The following is an 18,559-nucleotide window of genomic DNA, read 5'->3' as shown; positions in this document are numbered from 1 at the left end:
AAGTAAAACGTAAAAAGTAAAAGTTAAACGTAAACGTAAACTAAAACGTAAAGTTAACGTTAAAGTTAAACGTTAACTTAATAATAAGTAGATACTTTTTTTACTATGATATTTCCACAAAAAATGAACGTAAAATAATTCTTGAAAAAATATACATTTTGAAATGATAGCATTATACGAAAGAATTTAGTATCATGATTCAAGGTACTATTTCAAGTTGGACGGAGGATACTATGAGCTTATTAACAGTCGACAAACTAGGACATACATTTGGTGATCGTACATTATTTAAAGATGTATCTATGCGATTACTAGCAGGTGAGCACGTTGGATTAGTCGGTGCAAACGGTGTAGGTAAATCAACATTTATGAATATTATTACTGGTCAACTTATCCATGATGAGGGCCGTGTAGAATGGACACCTGGTACCAATTACAGTTACTTAGACCAGCATACAATTTTAACGCCTGGTCGCACAATTCGTGATGTATTAGCTGACGCATTTTTACCTTTATTTGAAAAAGAAAAAGCTTTAAATGAAGTTGCAGAAAAAATGGGAACTGCAACACCAGAAGAATTAGAGGAACTTCTTGAGGAGATGGCGGAAATACAAGATGCCCTCGAAGCAGGTGGTTTCTATTTATTAGATATTAAAATTGAAGAAGCGGCACGTGGTCTTGGAATTGATGCAATCGGTTTGGACCGTGATGTTGCTGCATTAAGTGGTGGACAACGTACAAAGGTATTACTAGCAAAATTATTACTTGAACAACCAGAAGTATTACTATTAGATGAGCCTACTAACTATTTAGATGTTGAACATATTCATTGGTTAACAACTTATTTAAAGGAATACCCACATGCATTCTTATTAATTTCCCATGATACAGAATTTATGAATAAATGTGTTGATGTTATTTTCCATCTAGAATTTACAAAAATGACGCGTTATACAGCGACATATGAAAAATTCCTAGAACTAGCAGAAATTAATAAAAATCAACATATAAATGCTTATGAAAAACAGAAAGAGTTTATTAAAAAGCAAGAAGACTTTATCGCGAAGAACAAGGCTCGTTATTCAACGACAGGTCGTGCAAAGAGTCGTCAAAAACAACTTGATCGCATGGAGCGTATTGATCGTCCTGAAACAGCAATTAAGCCGGAATTCTCATTTAAGGAATCTCGTGCAAGTAGTCGTTTCGTCTTTGAAGGCGAAGATGTAGAAATCGGATATACACATCCATTATTACCAAAACTAACAATGACAATTGAACGCGGTGAAAAAATTGCCATCGTTGGTTGTAATGGTGTCGGTAAATCAACATTACTAAAAACGATTTTAGGAAAAATTAAACCTTTAAGCGGTAAAACAAGTCTTGGTGACTTCTTAGAGCCTGCATACTTTGAGCAAGAAGTAAAAGCGGATAATATAACACCAATTGATGATGTTTGGAACACATTCCCTAGCATGGACCAACATCAAATTCGTGCAATGTTAGCGAAATGCGGATTAAAAAATGAGCATATCTCTCGCCCGCTAAATCAATTAAGTGGTGGCGAACAAGCAAAAGTTCGTTTATGCAAGCTAATGGGTGAAGAAAGTAACTGGATCCTATTCGATGAGCCAACAAACCATCTTGATGTTACAGCAAAGGAAGAACTTCAAAAAGCTCTGAAAGCATATAAAGGGACAATCCTTCTTGTATGTCACGAACCAGAATTTTATGAAGGTTGGATCACAAAAACTTGGAATGTTGAAGAGTGGGCAGAAAAAAACAACTAAATTATTTCATGTCAGTTAAAAAGAGCCGTTCCTAAAAAATATTTAGGGACGGCTCTTTTTTTTATAAAAAAGGATTTTTTGTATCTCTCACAATATAAAAAAATTCAAAATGTAAATACTATCCTATTTTTTATAATCTTACATTCAGAAGATAATTTTGGTATCATTTAGATAAAATAGGAAAGGAATTAATTGAAAATGGTATTTAGTAATCTTGTCTTTTTATGTTTATTTTTACCTGCCGTACTCTTAATTTATTATGCTGTGCGCAAAGAACTACAAAATATGGTTTTATTATTTTTTAGTTTAGTATTTTATGCTTGGGGCGAACCCATTTATGTTTTCCTAATGCTGTTCTCTATCTTTGTTAACTATTGGTTTGGTATCTTGTTAGGGAATAGTCGCTTCACAAATGGTCAAAGAAAAATATTGTTAACGTTTGCAATTGTAATGAACACCGCTATTTTAGGATATTTTAAATACGCAAACTTTTTGGTCGATAATATCAATTCTATCTTCCATACCAATATTATTCTTGAAAAAATACCTTTACCAATTGGTATTTCATTTTTCACGTTCCATGCAATGAGCTATATTATCGACATTTATAAGAAAAAAGTCGATGCTCAACGAAATATCTTTGATTTAGCTTTATACTTTACTGTATTTCCACAATTAGTAGCAGGACCAATTGTTCGTTATAATACAATTTCTCACCAATTACATCAACGAACTGTTGATGCCGAAAAATTCTCTGAAGGTGTCCGCCGATTTATTATTGGTTTAGGTAAAAAAGTTTTAATCGCTAACCAATTAGGCGCTATAGCCGATGAGATTTTCGCAATGAACCCTTCTGATATGAGTGTATCATTAGCTTGGATGGGAGCCATTGCCTATACACTACAAATTTACTTTGATTTTTCTGGATATAGTGACATGGCAATTGGATTAGGAAAGATGTTTGGATTTGATTTTCTAGAAAACTTTAATTATCCATATATTTCAAAATCCATTTCTGAATTTTGGCGTCGTTGGCATATTTCACTCGGTTCTTGGTTCCGTGATTATGTCTATATTCCACTTGGAGGAAATCGGGTTACAACTTGGAAAGTTTATCGTAACCTCTTCATCGTATGGGGATTAACCGGTTTTTGGCATGGTGCCAGTTGGACCTTTATGATTTGGGGTATTTATTATGGAATGCTAATTGCACTTGAAAAAGCGGGACTTGAAAATCTACTTCAAAAATTATGGAGTCCTCTCCAACATATTTACGTTATGTTTTTAGTTATTATTGGATGGGTATTCTTCCGTGCAGATAATTTCAGTTATTGCCTTGAATTTCTAAAATCCATGTTCGGATTTAACGGTCCGTTAACAGATATTAACAGTTATTTCTATATAATGAATTATTGGGGTATTTTCTTATTAGCTATTATTACTGCAGCGCCCGTATTCCCATGGTTACAAAAAATATTATCAACAAAAAGATTTGCCGTTTTATCGCCAGTATATTATTTAAGTATTTTAGTCATTGTTTTAGTATTCCTAACAAATGCAACTTATAATCCATTTATTTATTTCCGTTTTTAAAGGAGGTTCACTATGAAAAAATTTCAAAACCTCACTTTAATAATGGGGTTCCTTACAGTTATTTTTGGAGTCGGTATTTGGACAGCAAAAGTTATCCTTATAGATAAAAAGACATTTTCTGAATTTGAGAACAGAAACTTAGCAATTAAACCTGCTGTAAATGCTTCTACTATAAAAACTGGAGAATTATTTAAAGGTATCGAAACACATTTTACAGACCATATTGGACCTAGAGATTTCTTTCTTGAAAGTTATATAAAATTCCAACTGTCTATGAATAGAACATTCGTAAACAACATTCATGTTACAAACGATCAATTTATTTTTAATAGACCTAATATGGAAAATCATTTAAACGATGTTGATGCTGGGGTTCAGGAATTAAATACTCTGAAAAACAATTTCCCACAAACAGAATTCTATTTTTCTTTAGTTCCTAGTAAGCAGACAGCGTTACAGTATAAGCTTCCCTCTTACCTAAATCTTGGTTACGAACAAATTCTTAGGGATCACCTTGCTGAGAAATTAGCAGAAACGAAATTCCCTATTATTGATGTATTACCAATGTTTAAAGAAAGGTTTACTAACGAAGAATTAGAACGAATGTATTTAACTACAGACCACCATTGGAATATGGAAGGTGCCTTTTATGCGTATGAGGATACGATGAACTTTATTAATTCTCATTCAGACAAATATAAAGGACAACCAATAAAGAAAGATGACTACACGATTAACTGGGAAAAACTGAAAGGAAAGTTTGTTGGTAGCTGGAATAATCAATTGTACCGCTTAATTGATACTTCATCTGTACAAATTCCATATGTCCACTATAATTCCAGTGAATCTTGGGACAACTACACGGTTTACTATGGTGCTATTAAAGATGATACCGCTAAGGAATCTATGGCTCAGTTTTACGGAAAAGAAAAGGATATTCCTGCCCCTGGATATGCTAGTGTTTATCAAACGGATTTCCCTGAAATAAACATCATTAACGAAAAGGCAGAAAACGATTTACACCTTGTTATCTTAAAAGATTCGTATGCTGATGCTACATATCCTTTATTTGCACGTAATTTTGCTAAAACAACGTTTATTGATCCTCGTTACACGCAAGGAAAAAGTGTGAAACAGCAACTAGAAGAACAAAATGCAGATATTGTATTGTTTATTTACAACGACACCAATGTTTATGGTGACATGTATAAATTTCAGAATGTAAAATAAAAAATTTTTTTCAACTTTAATCAGTGGGAATGAAATCCCACTGATTAAAATCTCAATTTATATAGTAATATCGAGCTAACCTCAATCTAAAATCATTCAAATCATTATACGCTTCCAAATTCGCTAACATCCCTCGAATAACTGGAATCCTCGGATTTTGAACTCTCATTTCGGATTCTAAAACATCTAAAGTGACTAAAACCTCATCATTTTCCAGCTGATCTGCTAATGTTCGTTTTAATATAATAATTTCATGTAAAAAATGCTCTTTCACCTGTTCTTTAATAAGCTCTGAGCTACAAAAAAACTCCCCAATCTTTTCTTCATTTAAAACAGGTTCCTCCGAAGAGTCTAGAAGCCCTTCTACTAAATCTTCTACTCTTTTTAAAATAAAGGAAGCAACATGAGAGAAATCAATTTCCGGTTCATTTAAAATAATCAATTGTAAATAACCGTGGCATATCCCTTCCACCATAATTACTAAATCTAATAAATATGGACCGACCTTTTCACCATAAATAGACAATAAGCTATTCCGATAAAATGCATGAGATTCTAACTTCATCCGTATCATAAGCTCTTCTACTTCTTTATTAAACGGAATAGCATTTTCTCTTGCATGCATAATAATAAATTCTTTATGTTTTTGTACATCAGTAAACTGAAAATATAACTGCTTTTCAAATTTTTCACGTGGTAGTAAAGACTCTTTTTCAATCTCCAGCATTTTCTTTTGGATTTTGTCATAATAATATCGAAGTGTCGCTAATAAAAGCTCATCTTTCGATTTAAAATACAAATAAAAAGCCCCTTTTGATATACCACAAGCTGTGACAATTTCTTGTACTGACGTTGCACTTACACCCTTAGTCGCAAATAACTTCATAGCCATCTCTATAATTAAGCGCTCTTTTTCTTTCATATCATATCTTCTCTCCTAAACTTAATTTCGCATCTTATGTAAATTTAAATTCAATTTAATCTTATATTAACAAGTAGCAAAACTACTACCTACATAGAAATTTCATTAATAAAAGCTAATGATTCAGTAAGAAATAATAAAAAAGTTTCTCCCCTTACAGTTTAACTTTATTATACCATCTCTTTTCATTGACGACTGACCAATCGGTCAGTTATATTATGTATTAGACTGACCAATTGGTCAATACAATGAAAAGGGAGCGCAAACATGAACAAAATCATCAATTTCTCGTTAAAAAATAAGTTCGCAGTTTGGCTACTAACCATTATTGTTACTATTGCAGGTATTTATTCTGGACTCAATATGAAGCTGGAGACAATTCCTGATATTACAACACCGATTGTAACAGTAACTACGGTTTATCCTGGTGCTACACCAGCTGAAGTAGCTGATAAAGTGTCAAAACCGATGGAAGAGCAACTGCAAAATTTAAGCGGCGTAAACGTTGTTAGCTCGTCATCTTATCAAAATGCATCTTCTATTCAAATAGAATATGATTTTGATAAAAATATGGATAAAGCCGAAACAGAAGTTAAAGAGGCACTCGTAAATATGAAACTGCCGGAAGGTGTGAAAGACCCGAAAGTCTCTCGAGTAAACTTTAATGCCTTTCCTGTTATTTCATTAAGCGTAGCAAGTAAAAATGAATCTTTAGCTACCTTAACTGAAAATGTTGAAAAAAATGTTGTTCCAGGTTTAAAAGGACTTGATGGTGTCGCATCTGTTCAAATCACAGGTCAACAAGTAGACGAAGTACAACTTGTCTTCAAACAAGATAAGATGAAAGAATTAGGTTTAAGTGAAGATACTGTAAAAAATATTATTAAAGGTTCGGATGTATCTTTACCACTTGGCTTATATACATTTAAAGATACGGAAAAATCAGTTGTTGTAGACGGTAACATTACAACAATTAAAGCATTAAAAGAATTAAAAATTCCAGCTATCCCTTCATCACCAAATGGTCAAGGTAGTCAAAGTGCTGGAGCTGGTGCACAATCGCCGCAAATGAATCCAGCCGCTATGAGTGGAATTCCTACAGTTACATTAGACGAAATTGCTGACATTAAAGAAGTTGGGAAAGCAGAATCTATTTCTCGAACGAATGGAAAAGAAGCAATTGGAATTCAAATTGTGAAGGCCGCTGATGCGAATACAGTTGATGTTGTAAATGCTGTTAAAGATAAAGTAAAAGACCTTGAGAAAAAATATAAAGACCTTGAGATTATTTCAACATTCGACCAAGGCGCACCTATTGAGAAATCAGTTGAGACAATGCTTAGCAAAGCAATTTTCGGGGCTATCTTTGCGATTGTTATTATTATGTTGTTCCTACGAAATATCCGAACAACGTTAATCTCTGTCGTTTCTATACCTCTTTCTTTATTAATTGCTGTTTTAGTTATAAAACAAATGGATATTACACTTAACATTATGACGCTTGGAGCAATGACAGTCGCTATCGGACGCGTTGTTGATGACTCAATTGTTGTTATTGAAAATATTTACCGACGTATGTCGTTATCAGAAGAAAAACTACGCGGGAAAGATTTAATTCGTGAAGCTACGAAAGAAATGTTTATCCCAATCATGTCTTCTACCATTGTAACAATTGCTGTATTCTTACCGCTTGGACTTGTAAAAGGTATGATTGGTGAAATGTTCTTACCATTCGCCTTAACTATCGTCTTTGCTTTATTAGCATCGTTACTAGTGGCCGTTACAATCGTACCAATGCTAGCTCACTCCTTATTTAAGAAAGAGAGCATGAGAGAAAAAGAGGTACATCATGAAGAAAAACCAAGTAAATTAGCAAACGGTTATAAACGTATACTTGAATGGGCATTAAACCATAAAATTATTACATCAAGTATTGCTGTTCTTCTATTAGTAGGTAGCCTTGCACTTGTACCAATTATCGGTGTCAGCTTCTTACCATCTGAAGAAGAGAAAATGATTATTGCAACGTACAAACCTGAACCAGGTCAAACGTTAGACGACGTCGAAAAAATTGCAACGAAGGCTGAAAAGCATTTCCAAGATAATAAAGACGTCAAAACGATTCAATTCTCATTAGGCGGCGAAAACCCAATGAGCCCTGGTCAAACAAATCAAGCAATGTTCTTCGTTCAATATGATAACGATACGAAAAACTTTGAAAAAGAGAAAGAACAAGTCGTTAAAGATTTACAAAAGATGTCTGGAAAAGGCGAATGGAAAAACCAAGATTTCGGAGCAAGTGGCGGTAGCAATGAAATTAAACTATACGTTTACGGAGATAGCTCTGAAGAAATTAAACCTGTCGTTAAAGACATTCAAAATATCATGAAGAAAAATAAAGACTTAAAAGACGTAGACTCTAGCATTGCGAAAACATATGCAGAGTACACTTTAGTTGCAGATCAAGAAAAGCTAAGTAAAATGGGCCTAACGGCTGCCCAAATCGGAATGGGACTTTCTAATCAACATGATCGCCCTGTTCTTACAACAATTAAAAAAGACGGTAAAGATATAAATGTATATGTAGAAGCTAAAAAACAAAATTATGAAACAATTGATGATTTAACGAATCGCAAAATTACAACACCACTCGGTAATGAAGTGGCTGTGAAAGATGTTATGACTGTAAAAGAAGGAGAAACTTCGAATACAGTAAAACACCGCGATGGCCGTGTTTATGCGGAAGTAAGTGCAAAATTAAAATCTGATGACGTTTCAAAGGCATCTGCTGCCGTTCAAAAAGAAGTGGATAAAATGGATCTTCCTTCTGGTATAGATGTTTCTATGGGCGGTGTTACAAAAGATATTCAAGAATCATTTAAGCAACTTGGCCTAGCGATGTTAGCTGCAATTGCCATTGTATACTTCGTTCTTGTCGTTACATTTGGCGGTGCCCTTGCACCATTTGCAATCTTATTCTCGCTACCATTCACAATCATTGGTGCACTCGTTGCCTTATTAATCTCTGGCGAAACATTAAGTGTATCTGCAATGATTGGTGCGCTTATGTTAATTGGTATCGTTGTAACGAATGCAATCGTACTTATTGACCGTGTTATTCATAAAGAAAACGAAGGTCTATCAACACGTGAAGCATTACTAGAAGCTGGTGCAACACGTCTACGCCCTATCTTAATGACTGCAATTGCAACAATCGGGGCTCTTATCCCTCTTGCATTAGGATTTGAAGGTAGCGGCTTAATTTCTAAAGGGCTTGGAGTAACCGTAATTGGTGGATTAACGAGTTCAACGTTATTAACACTTCTTATTGTTCCAATCGTTTATGAAGCACTAAGCAAATTTAAAAAGAAAAAAGTAAAATAAACTAAAAAAATAACCTCGCTAACTGCGAGGTTATTTTTTATTTCCAAACAAAATTAAGAAATCACCGTATCCTTCTTTCTCTAACCCCTCTTTTGGGATAAATCGGAGAGCTGCTGAATTTATACAATACCGAAGGCCATTTGGTCCTGGACCATCTGGGAATACATGCCCTAGATGTGAATCGCCTTCCTTACTTCTCACTTCCGTACGCGTCATATTATGACTAACATCCATCTTTTCTTTCACACTTACTGACATAACTGGCTTTGTAAAACTAGGCCAACCGCATCCACTATCAAACTTATCTAAAGAAGTAAATAATGGTTCTCCTGAAACGATATCTACATACAGTCCTTCCTCTTGATGGTTCCAATATTCATTTTGAAAGGGCGGTTCAGTTCCATTTTCCTGTGTTACATAAAACTGCATCTCATTGAGTTTTTCTTTTAAATGGGCATTATCTTTTGGCCAATGTTGTTTAATAAAGGCATCTCGTCCTGAACCTTTACGGTATAACTCATAACGGAATGTATTTTTCTTATGATACCCTTGATGATATTCTTCAGCTGGATAAAACGTAGTAGCCAGCAATATTTTTGTTGCAATTGGTTTTGAAAAGCGCCCGCTCTTTGCAAGCTCTTCTTTTGAAGCCTCTGCCTTTTTATGTTGTTCTTCATCGTGATAAAAAATCACTGTTTCATAAGACTGTCCGCGGTCGTGGAATTGGCCTCCAATATCGGTCGGATCAATTTGTTTCCAATATATATTTAACAATTCCTCATACGGCATCTTATTTGCATCAAATGTAATCTGTACTGCTTCATAATGTCCCGTTGTTTCCGCGCACACTTCTTTATACGTCGGATTTTCTTTATGACCACCTGTATAACCTGAAACGACCTGTATAATCCCTTCCATCTCTTCAAATGGCGAAACCATACACCAGAAACACCCTCCAGCAAACGTAGCCAATTCTATCTTTTCATTTACAGCCATTATTTCACCCCTATTCTATATTCTCCTTACAGTATGGCATAAGAAACATGATGTTATAAAAGAAAAAGCATCGAATATCGATGCTTTTTCTTTACTTTATTTTTTAGAAATATCTTTCTCATTTTCATCACTTGTTACATCTAAAACATCTAATAAGAAAATGAAAATCGGAATACCGATAATAAGTCCCCATACACCTAAGAAGTGCTCTGAGAAAATTAATACCATAAATGTATAGAAAATCGGTAAATTCGTTTTTTGCGACATAAACTTTGGATTTAATACGTAACTTTCAAGCGCATGAATGACTGTTACGATAACTATAATATAAACAACATACATAATACCGCCGATGTTGTAAGCAATCATACAAAGTGGGAATAACGAAATGATAACACCTGCGACTGGAATTAAACCAAGCAAGAAAATCATTAACGCTAAACCTAGTAATTGTGGGAATCCTAATATCCATAATGCGATAACAGATAAAACACAGTTAACAATTGCGATTAAAAATTGTGCTTCGATTACTTTTCCGAATGAACGTGCAAATTTCTTTCCGAAATACTCTATTTCGTTATAGAAAATTGCAAGTCGACTTTCTTTAAATTTCGAAGTGAAAGCAACGATACGTGCTTTTTCAAGTAAGAAAAATAAGCTTAAAATTACAGAAAGTAAAACTTGAAGGCCAAATTTCCCAACATTCGTAATAGATTTATACAAAATGTCTACGCCTTGCCCTACATATTTAGAAAGCTCCATATGATTAACAGCATTAACTGCATACTTAATTAATTCACTATCAGGTGGATTTCTTAAAAATACATTAAATTGATAAATCAATTGTGAAATTTGTATTGTTAATACCGGTAAATATTTGAATAGCGTAATGGCAATTCCCGCCACTAACATTACATATAAAAGCGCTATAATAATTTTCCGATTAATTGGCATGAAATGATCTAATTTACGAGAAATAAACTTTTGGAATCGATCCATTAAATACGTCAACATAAACGTAATTAAAATTAAATTTAACATACTTTGCATCCCATACAATATGAGAGCAAGTAATACTAATACGATTAACCTCTGAAATCCTTTGCTTTGAAACAGGTTTTTTATTTGCATAATCGACGAGTACTCTCTCCTGTCCTATAAAGTAAAACATTAACAAGTAGATCTCTCTCTATTCTCTACTTATAATTATCCTTTAATATTAAAGCCATTGCGAGCAATTTATCTTCAAGCCTAACCGCTCGTTAATTGTGCTACTATATTATGTTACTTCTTATTTTACAATACAATGACCTATTTCAAAACGCATTATGCACAGTATTAATGAAGATTTAAGGAAACTTTTATTCCCCTAAAAATAGGTCTTACCACTACTGTAACATAAAAAGCAAGCTATCAGTAGAAATCCGTCCTACAAATAACTTGCTTTTATATTTTTTTAAGTAAGTTTTATCATCCAATAAATGGCATGAACATCGGGATAACCACCACTGTTACGACACCAACTACTGTCACAGCGATACTTGCCATAGCTGCTTCTACTTCACCCATTTCGATACCTACTGCAACCCCTAACGCATGTCCTGCTGTCCCAAGTGCTAAACCTTTAGCAATCGGATGTTTAACTCTAAACGTTTTTAAGAATAAAGCTCCTAATGCGTATACGATAACTGCGTTAAAGATAACTGCGAATGATGTAATTGCTGGAATACCACCGATACTTTCAGAGATTGGTAACGCAATTGCTGTTGTTGCTGCCTGCGGTAACATTGAGTTCATTACAGCTGTATCTAAACCAATTGCTTTTGCGACAATGAACACGACAACCACCGAACAAATAGATCCAACCACGATAGCCGATAAAATTTGCCACCAATATTTTTTTAACTTATCAACTTGTTTATATAATGGAATTGCAAAGGCGATTGTTGCTGGCTCTAAGAAGAAACTAATCATTTTTCCGCCAGTATTATATTCTTCAAAAGTAAAGTTACCTACCTTTAAAAATACAATCCCTAATACCATTGCTACGAATAGTGGTGTAAATAAGAAGAATCCCTTTGAGTGTTTGAATAAAAACGTTCCGATTCCGTATGCAATTAATGAAACGACGATTCCGAAATATGGAGTCATTGTGCTTGTCATGTTCATTACCTCCTAACCATGTATGGTCTAAAATAGTTATGCGACTTTTCCGTGTTTGCTTCCTTTGTTTACAACTTTCAATTCTTTTGTATCTTTTGTTTCCTTGTCATCCTTACCTAAAATCAATTGTGCAAATAAACCTGTTACAGCAAGTAAAATAATTGTTGCGACAACGATTACAGTTAAGATTTGTACGAAATATTGGCTCATTACACCAAGAGAATTAATAACTGAAATACCTGATGGGACGAAAAGAAATCCGATGATACCTGTTAAAGCTGTTCCGAGTGATTCAACTTGCTCCAATTTAATAACCTTTAAACATAATAGACTAAATAATACGACTAACCCGATTACTGATGAAGGCATCGGAATTGGCAAATGTGTTGAGATAATATTAGAAACCAACATAATAGCTGAAAAAACGAATATTTGTGATAGAAAACCATATACTTTTTTTGTGCTCATTTTGGCCACCTCTTTTGATTTGGTACCTTTATTGTATAGGATATAAATTGATAAGTAAGCGTTTACATAATAGGGCGTCAAATATAAACGGCCAGTTGCAAAAATTATAGGATGAAATACAAAAGCTGCTCCTTAAATACGAAGCAGCTTTTTAAGTTCTTTTGCATATGTACGGCTAACCGGGACTTTAGATCCCTCTTTCATAATTAAGTTATAAGTCGAATTAAACCACGGCTGTATCTCAGTAATATGATTAATATTAGCAATGAAACTACGGTGAACACGCATAAAAATGGTTTGCGGTAATTTCTTTTCCAAAATCACAAGTGTATCATGTGTTACATATGTTTCTTTCATTGTTTTTACAGCTACTTTCCCATCTACAAGCCCTACATAAACAATATCTTCAATATTAATAAGTACAATTGACTCCTCAATTGGTAATGCTAATTTATGCATCTCGGTCGTTACATCTACACTCTTTACATCTTGCTTTGTTTCTAATTTTATTTGCTTTTGTTTTTTATATTTCTTTAATGTCTGTACGATACGTTCTTCATCAAATGGCTTTAAAATGTAATCTAGCGCATCTACCTCAAACGCTTGCAGCGCATATTGATCGTATGCAGTAGCAAACACTATTGAAGGTGGATTCTTCATCTTCTTTAATATATTTGCAATTTCAAATCCATTATCATCAGATAATTGAATATCTAGAAAAACAATATCTGGTTTGTTTTTCATTAATTCTTCTAATGCATCCTCTACACAATCCGCCTCACCTACTATCTCTACTTCTTTCGTTTGCTCTAATAAATATTTCAATTCATCGCGTGCTAACATTTCATCATCAACTACTAATACTTTTAACACTCCGTTTTTCCTCCCCTACTTTTTTCGGAATTACAAAGAGGATCTTTGTCCCTTGCTCTAATTCACTTTCAATTTGAAGCATTGTCTCTTTCCCAAATAACCCGATAAGTCTCTCATTAATATTATATAAAGCTGTTCCAGTCCCTTTCTTTGATGGAACTACCATTTTTCCTAATTGCTCTAGACGTTCACTCTCAATCCCTTGTCCATTATCCCTCACTTCAAAATGAACCATCCCCTCCTTTTCAAACACATGTACCTCAACCTGGCACACTGGCTGCTTTTTCGGAAAAGCATGGCGCAATGCATTTTCAACTAATAGCTGAAGCACAAATGGTGGAACTAAAGTTACCTTTAGTGCTTCTTCAATATACATCTTCACTTCATACTTATTCGGAAATCTCGCTTGCTCTAACGATAAATATGCATGTACATGATTCAACTCTTGTTCTAATGGAATAAGTAATTGGCGTGCCCCTTGCAAATTACAACGAAAATAAACGCTAAGCTGTAGCAATAATTTTCTCGCTTTCTCTACATCTGTTCGGCATAAAGCTGACACTGTATTAATTGCATTAAATAAAAAATGCGGATTGATTTGTGCTTGCAGCGCTTTTATTTCGGCATCTTGCAATAGCTTACTTTGTAACTCGGCTTCACCTAACTCAAGCTGTGTGGAGAAGATTTTCGCCAGCCCTTCCGCTAGCTCTTCTTCAACACGACTTAATTGATTAGAGTTTTTAAAATAAAGCTTTAATGTCCCTATTGTATTCCCATGTGAAGTTAATGGAATAACAACTGCCGCTTGTAATGGACACCCCTCATGTTGACAATTAATAATCTCACGAGACTTCGCTTTCATTATTTTCCCTGTTTTTAATACGGATTTTGATAAACCTGTTATTAAACTGTGTGAAGGAATATGATGGTCTGACGCTAATCCAACGTGAGCTAAGATTTTCTCTGTATCTGTTAAGGATACCGCATCCGTTCCCGTAAAGCGGTGAATAATTTGTGCCACATGTTTACAAGACTCTTCTGTTAACCCTTGGCGAAAATATGGTAATGTCTTATCGGCAATTCGTAATACTTTATGTGTTTGCAGAGCTTTTGCATTCTCTTCCTGACGCAAAATGGCTTGTATCATAGAAAGTAAAATAAAGCTCCCGAAACTATTCACAAGGATCATCGGTATCGCAATTGTTTTCACAATACTAATTCCATCCTCTACAATTAATAGAATCATAACCATTTCTAAAGAAACGATAAAAACACTTAAAACCGCTGAAAATTTAGGTGTAATTGTACGATTATATTTTTTAAAAATGTATCCAATATAACCCGTTATAACTCCTGCTAAAATTGACGAGATTGCACAACTTGCTGCTGTCGTCCCGCCAAGCATATAACGGTGAATACCAGCAATTGATCCTACTCCAATTCCAACGATAGGGCCGCCAAGCAATCCACTAATTCCAACACCCATAATACGTGTATTCGCGATTGTACTTGATGAAGAAACACCTTGTAGCCAATTTTCATTCATAATCGTATTTCCCGCTATTTCAATCCCTGTGTAATTGCTTACAATTGTAAACACTGAAAAAATACAAATAAGCTTAATCCTATCTACATATCCGTCTTGCTTATGAAGAAGACGCCTAAACGTTTTAATATGAGAAAGTAAAAATCCTAAAATAACAATAAGTCCGACACGTTCAATCATCATAAGTACTAAATTTAGCATCTGTGATTCATTCCTTTTTATATTAGTTAGTTTTATTATGGGAAAATAATGAAGTGGGCGTCAAGGAGAATGAAGTATCTTTTGAAATATTTTACACATAACAATACACTCTTTATTTGACAATCTAATAGAAGAGTGCTAAAAATAAGGTAATATAATACAGTCCTTTAACCCAACCCCGTGAGGTTGAGAAGGAAGTCGGAATATACTATACGTATGGTCTTTTTTAGGGATACGTATGCTTTTTTGGCCTTCTCATCATATCAGGTGAGAAGGCCTTTTGTTATTCTTCCATAGCGACTGTAGAAGAAAATAAGGAGGAGTAATGATGAACGTCACTACTGATGTACAATCAACAACAGAGGAAACGAAGGAGAAAAGATATAAAACACTGTTTGGTTCTGCGCTAGGATATGCAGCAGAAGGTTTAGATATGTTGCTCTTATCTTTCGTACTCGTCTACATTTTAAAAGAATTTCATTTAAGCCCTGTTGAAGGTGGAAACTTAACATTAGCTACCACAATAGGAATGCTAATCGGGTCTTATTTATTTGGATTTATTGCTGATTTATTTGGGCGTATCCGTACGATGGCCTTCACAATCTTACTATTCTCACTAGCAACAGCACTTATTTATTTCGCAACAGATTATTGGCAATTATTAATTCTTCGCTTTTTAGTTGGAATGGGAGTTGGTGGTGAATTCGGGATTGGGATGGCCATCGTAACTGAAACATGGTCTAAAGAAATGCGTGCTAAGGCGACATCCGTTGTTGCACTTGGATGGCAATTTGGCGTACTAGTCGCTTCACTCCTTCCAGCATTTATCGTACCGCATTTCGGATGGAGAGCTGTTTTCTTATTTGGACTCATTCCTGCTCTACTAGCTGTCTATGTACGCAAAAGTTTAAGTGAACCGAAAATATGGGAACAAAAACAACGATACAAAAAAGAGTTGTTACAAAAAGAGGCTGAAGGTCATTTAACAACTGCTGAGGCAGAACAACTAAAACAAATGAAAAAGTTCCCACTTCGAAAGTTATTTGCAAATAAAAAAGTAACGATAACAACAATTGGTCTTATTATTATGTCATTCATACAGAACTTCGGATATTATGGAATTTTCACATGGATGCCAACTATTTTAGCAAATAAATATAACTACACATTAGCAAAAGCGAGCGGTTGGATGTTCATCTCTACGATTGGCATGCTAATTGGAATTGCAACTTTTGGTATTCTAGCCGATAAAATTGGTCGCCGTAAAACTTTTACAATCTATTATGTCGGTGGTACTATATACTGTCTCATTTACTTCTTCTTATTCACAGACTCAACATTATTGTTATGGGGAAGTGCATTGCTTGGATTCTTTGCCAATGGCATGATGGGAGGATTCGGAGCAGTTTTAGCTGAAAACTATCCTGCTGAAGCTCGCTCGACAGCAGAGAACTTTATTTTCGGAACAGGACGCGGTTTAGCTGGATTTGGGCCTGTTATTATCGGCTTACTTGCTGCAGGTGGAAATTTAATGGGAGCACTATCTCTCATCTTCATTATCTATCCAATCGGTTTAGTTACAATGCTACTATGTGTCCCAGAGACGAAAGATAAAGTATTAGAATAGATTGAAACTGTATAGAGTATGATCCCCTTCGAGAAAAGTAGTTAAATAAATAGTAAAGAGGAAGCATCTCAAATGAAATGCTTCCTCTTTTTATATAAATACAATTATTTATTTTGATTTACTAGCTTTTTGGAACAAGAAGGAAGTTTTCTCCTCTTCTTTTACAATACCTTGTTTTAAGGCTAATTCCCCTGCAACTTTAGGCGCTAGCCATAGCATTGGGAATAACAGAATGGATACCGGGACAGCTGTTACTACGATGAATGATTGTAATGCATTAATACTTCCCTCACCCATGTATAAAAGAATCGCTGCAACTGTTCCCATAATAAGCGACCAAAACACTCGCAAACTAATTCTAGGATCTCCATCTCCAGTCACTGCCATTGAAATCGAATAAGCCATTGAATCTCCTGTTGTCACTACAAATAAGATTGTTAATAAAAGAAATGCAGGTCCAATAATATTAGAGAGTGGCAGTTGCTCTGTAATTGCAATCATAGCCGCTGGCATACCAGATTCACTTAATGCGGTCGAAATAGAACCAGGCTTCATTAACTCATAAAATACACCTGACCCTCCCAAAATCGTAAACCAAAACGTTGTAATAATAGGTGCAATAATTCCAATTGCAACGATGATTTCTCGGATTGTTCTGCCTCTTGAAATACGGCTCACTAAAATTGCCATCATCGGTCCATATCCAATAAACCATCCCCAGAAAAAGATTGTCCACGACCCTAACCAACCTGTATCACCACGATATGTGCTCATTGGAATAAATTCATTTATATAAAATCCAAACGAAGAAACAAATGAATCAATAATAAATCCACCTGGTCCAAACAGTAATACGAATACCATTAATAAAACTGCTAACCTAACATTTAAATTACTTATAATTTGAATCCCTTTATCAATTCCCGTTACCGCAGATATAGTAGAAACAGCTACTACACAAACAATAATCGCTAATTGAGTAGTAAACACATCAGGAATGTCAAACAATGCTTGTAACCCATAACTCGCTTGTAGTCCTAAAAATCCGATCGGGCCAATCGTCCCTGCAGCTACCGCAATAATGGCAAATACATCGATCATTGTTCCAAGCCAACTCTTTCGCAACTTCTCTCCAAAAATAGGATATAAAAGTGTTCGAGGTTTTAACGGCATACCTTTATGATAATGTCCGTACATCATAACTACCGCACTAATTGTACCTAAAATCGTCCAAGCGAGGAAACCCCAGTGCATATAGCTTTGTGCTAAAGCAGGCATTACCGCTTCTTTCGTTCCAGCAGTTATACCTTCATGTATTGGTGGCACCGTCATCAAATGGTACATCGGCTCTGCAGCTGCCCAAAAAACGCCACCTCCGGCAAGTAATGTAGACATAATAATAGCGAGCCATTTTGTCGTACTAATCTCAGGTTTTTCTAGCCCCCCAAGTTTAACTCTCCCATATTTCGAAAACGCCATACACATTGCCACAATAAATGTACCAATTAATAACACCTGCCAAAAGGCACCAAAATATTTAATTGAAGCTGCAAAACTGCTATTAATGACTCCCTCTACGTAACTTTTATTTAAAATAACTGCAATTACAAATAATAAAAGTGAGCCACCACTAATAAGAAATACAGGCCAATCCGTTTTTCGACTCTTCATTCTCATTTACACTTCCTCCTTCCTCAGCAATCTAAAAAAACAACTTTATTATGTTTTATTGTTTACACCCAAAACATAATGATTATATAAGCATAATA

13 protein-coding genes are annotated in these 18,559 nt (G+C 34.8%); 5 read left to right on the top strand and 8 right to left on the bottom strand.

From position 1 onward, the window contains the following. Positions 1 to 194 precede the first annotated feature (194 nt). The 3 genes from CDB3_RS23405 (at position 195) to CDB3_RS23395 (ending at position 4,610) form a co-directional block, all read left to right on the top strand. The gene (locus CDB3_RS23405; protein ID WP_128856139.1) at positions 195 to 1,787 is read left to right on the top strand and encodes an ABC-F family ATP-binding cassette domain-containing protein; all 1,593 of its coding nucleotides are present in this window, start codon (positions 195 to 197) and stop codon (positions 1,785 to 1,787) included. A 198-nt stretch (positions 1,788 to 1,985) separates the two neighbouring features. Beyond that, complete coding sequence (locus tag CDB3_RS23400; protein WP_128856141.1) at positions 1,986 to 3,380, top strand: MBOAT family O-acyltransferase; 1,395 nt, start codon at positions 1,986 to 1,988, stop codon at positions 3,378 to 3,380. Between the two features lie 12 nt (positions 3,381 to 3,392). Continuing rightward, a complete protein-coding gene (locus CDB3_RS23395) occupies positions 3,393 to 4,610 on the top strand; it encodes an alginate O-acetyltransferase AlgX-related protein (RefSeq protein ID WP_128856138.1) in 1,218 nt (405 codons plus the stop codon). A 52-nt stretch (positions 4,611 to 4,662) separates the two neighbouring features. Here the strand turns inward: CDB3_RS23395 and CDB3_RS23390 are convergent, their stop codons facing one another. Next, positions 4,663 to 5,532, bottom strand: a complete 870-nt coding sequence (locus CDB3_RS23390; RefSeq protein WP_128856137.1) for a TetR/AcrR family transcriptional regulator — start codon at positions 5,530 to 5,532, stop codon at positions 4,663 to 4,665. Between the two features lie 267 nt (positions 5,533 to 5,799). Between CDB3_RS23390 and CDB3_RS23385 the strand changes: the two genes are divergently transcribed. Then, entirely contained in the window at positions 5,800 to 8,916 is a 3,117-nt protein-coding gene (locus CDB3_RS23385) for an efflux RND transporter permease subunit (RefSeq protein ID WP_128856136.1), read from the top strand. A gap of 30 nt (positions 8,917 to 8,946) precedes the next feature. Here the strand turns inward: CDB3_RS23385 and msrB are convergent, their stop codons facing one another. The 6 genes from msrB to lytS form a co-directional block, all read right to left on the bottom strand. Beyond that, on the bottom strand, positions 8,947 to 9,912 hold the full coding sequence (gene msrB, locus CDB3_RS23380) for a peptide-methionine (R)-S-oxide reductase MsrB (RefSeq protein ID WP_097831384.1): 966 nt from the start codon (positions 9,910 to 9,912) through the stop codon (positions 8,947 to 8,949). A 96-nt stretch (positions 9,913 to 10,008) separates the two neighbouring features. Continuing rightward, positions 10,009 to 11,043, bottom strand: a complete 1,035-nt coding sequence (locus tag CDB3_RS23375) for an AI-2E family transporter (RefSeq protein WP_097831383.1) — start codon at positions 11,041 to 11,043, stop codon at positions 10,009 to 10,011. 339 nt (positions 11,044 to 11,382) lie between these two features. Next, a complete protein-coding gene (lrgB, locus tag CDB3_RS23370) occupies positions 11,383 to 12,075 on the bottom strand; it encodes an antiholin-like protein LrgB (protein ID WP_002113184.1) in 693 nt (230 codons plus the stop codon). Between the two features lie 36 nt (positions 12,076 to 12,111). After that, complete coding sequence (lrgA, locus tag CDB3_RS23365; protein ID WP_002113185.1) at positions 12,112 to 12,543, bottom strand: antiholin-like murein hydrolase modulator LrgA; 432 nt, start codon at positions 12,541 to 12,543, stop codon at positions 12,112 to 12,114. A 132-nt stretch (positions 12,544 to 12,675) separates the two neighbouring features. Further along, the gene (locus tag CDB3_RS23360; protein ID WP_097831382.1) at positions 12,676 to 13,416 is read right to left on the bottom strand and encodes a LytR/AlgR family response regulator transcription factor; all 741 of its coding nucleotides are present in this window, start codon (positions 13,414 to 13,416) and stop codon (positions 12,676 to 12,678) included. Beyond that, entirely contained in the window at positions 13,394 to 15,163 is a 1,770-nt protein-coding gene (gene lytS, locus CDB3_RS23355) for a two-component system sensor histidine kinase LytS (protein ID WP_128856135.1), read from the bottom strand. The genes CDB3_RS23360 and lytS overlap by 23 nt, the downstream gene beginning before the upstream one ends. A gap of 328 nt (positions 15,164 to 15,491) precedes the next feature. Between lytS and CDB3_RS23350 the strand changes: the two genes are divergently transcribed. Continuing rightward, a complete protein-coding gene (locus CDB3_RS23350; protein ID WP_128856140.1) occupies positions 15,492 to 16,790 on the top strand; it encodes an MFS transporter in 1,299 nt (432 codons plus the stop codon). Positions 16,791 to 16,898: 108 nt separating this feature from the next. Here CDB3_RS23350 and CDB3_RS23345 read toward each other — a convergent pair whose 3' ends face one another. Next, positions 16,899 to 18,467: a BCCT family transporter gene (locus tag CDB3_RS23345; RefSeq protein ID WP_097831379.1), complete on the bottom strand. Its 1,569-nt coding sequence runs from the start codon at positions 18,465 to 18,467 to the stop codon at positions 16,899 to 16,901. Between the last annotated feature and the right edge of the window lie 92 nt (positions 18,468 to 18,559).

It is taken from the genome of Bacillus sp. CDB3 (genome assembly GCF_002081505.1).
Classification (GTDB): domain Bacteria; phylum Bacillota; class Bacilli; order Bacillales; family Bacillaceae_G; genus Bacillus_A; species Bacillus_A cereus_AT.
Note: the sequence above shows the minus strand (reverse complement) of the source record. Positions and strands in the feature narration are given on the sequence as shown.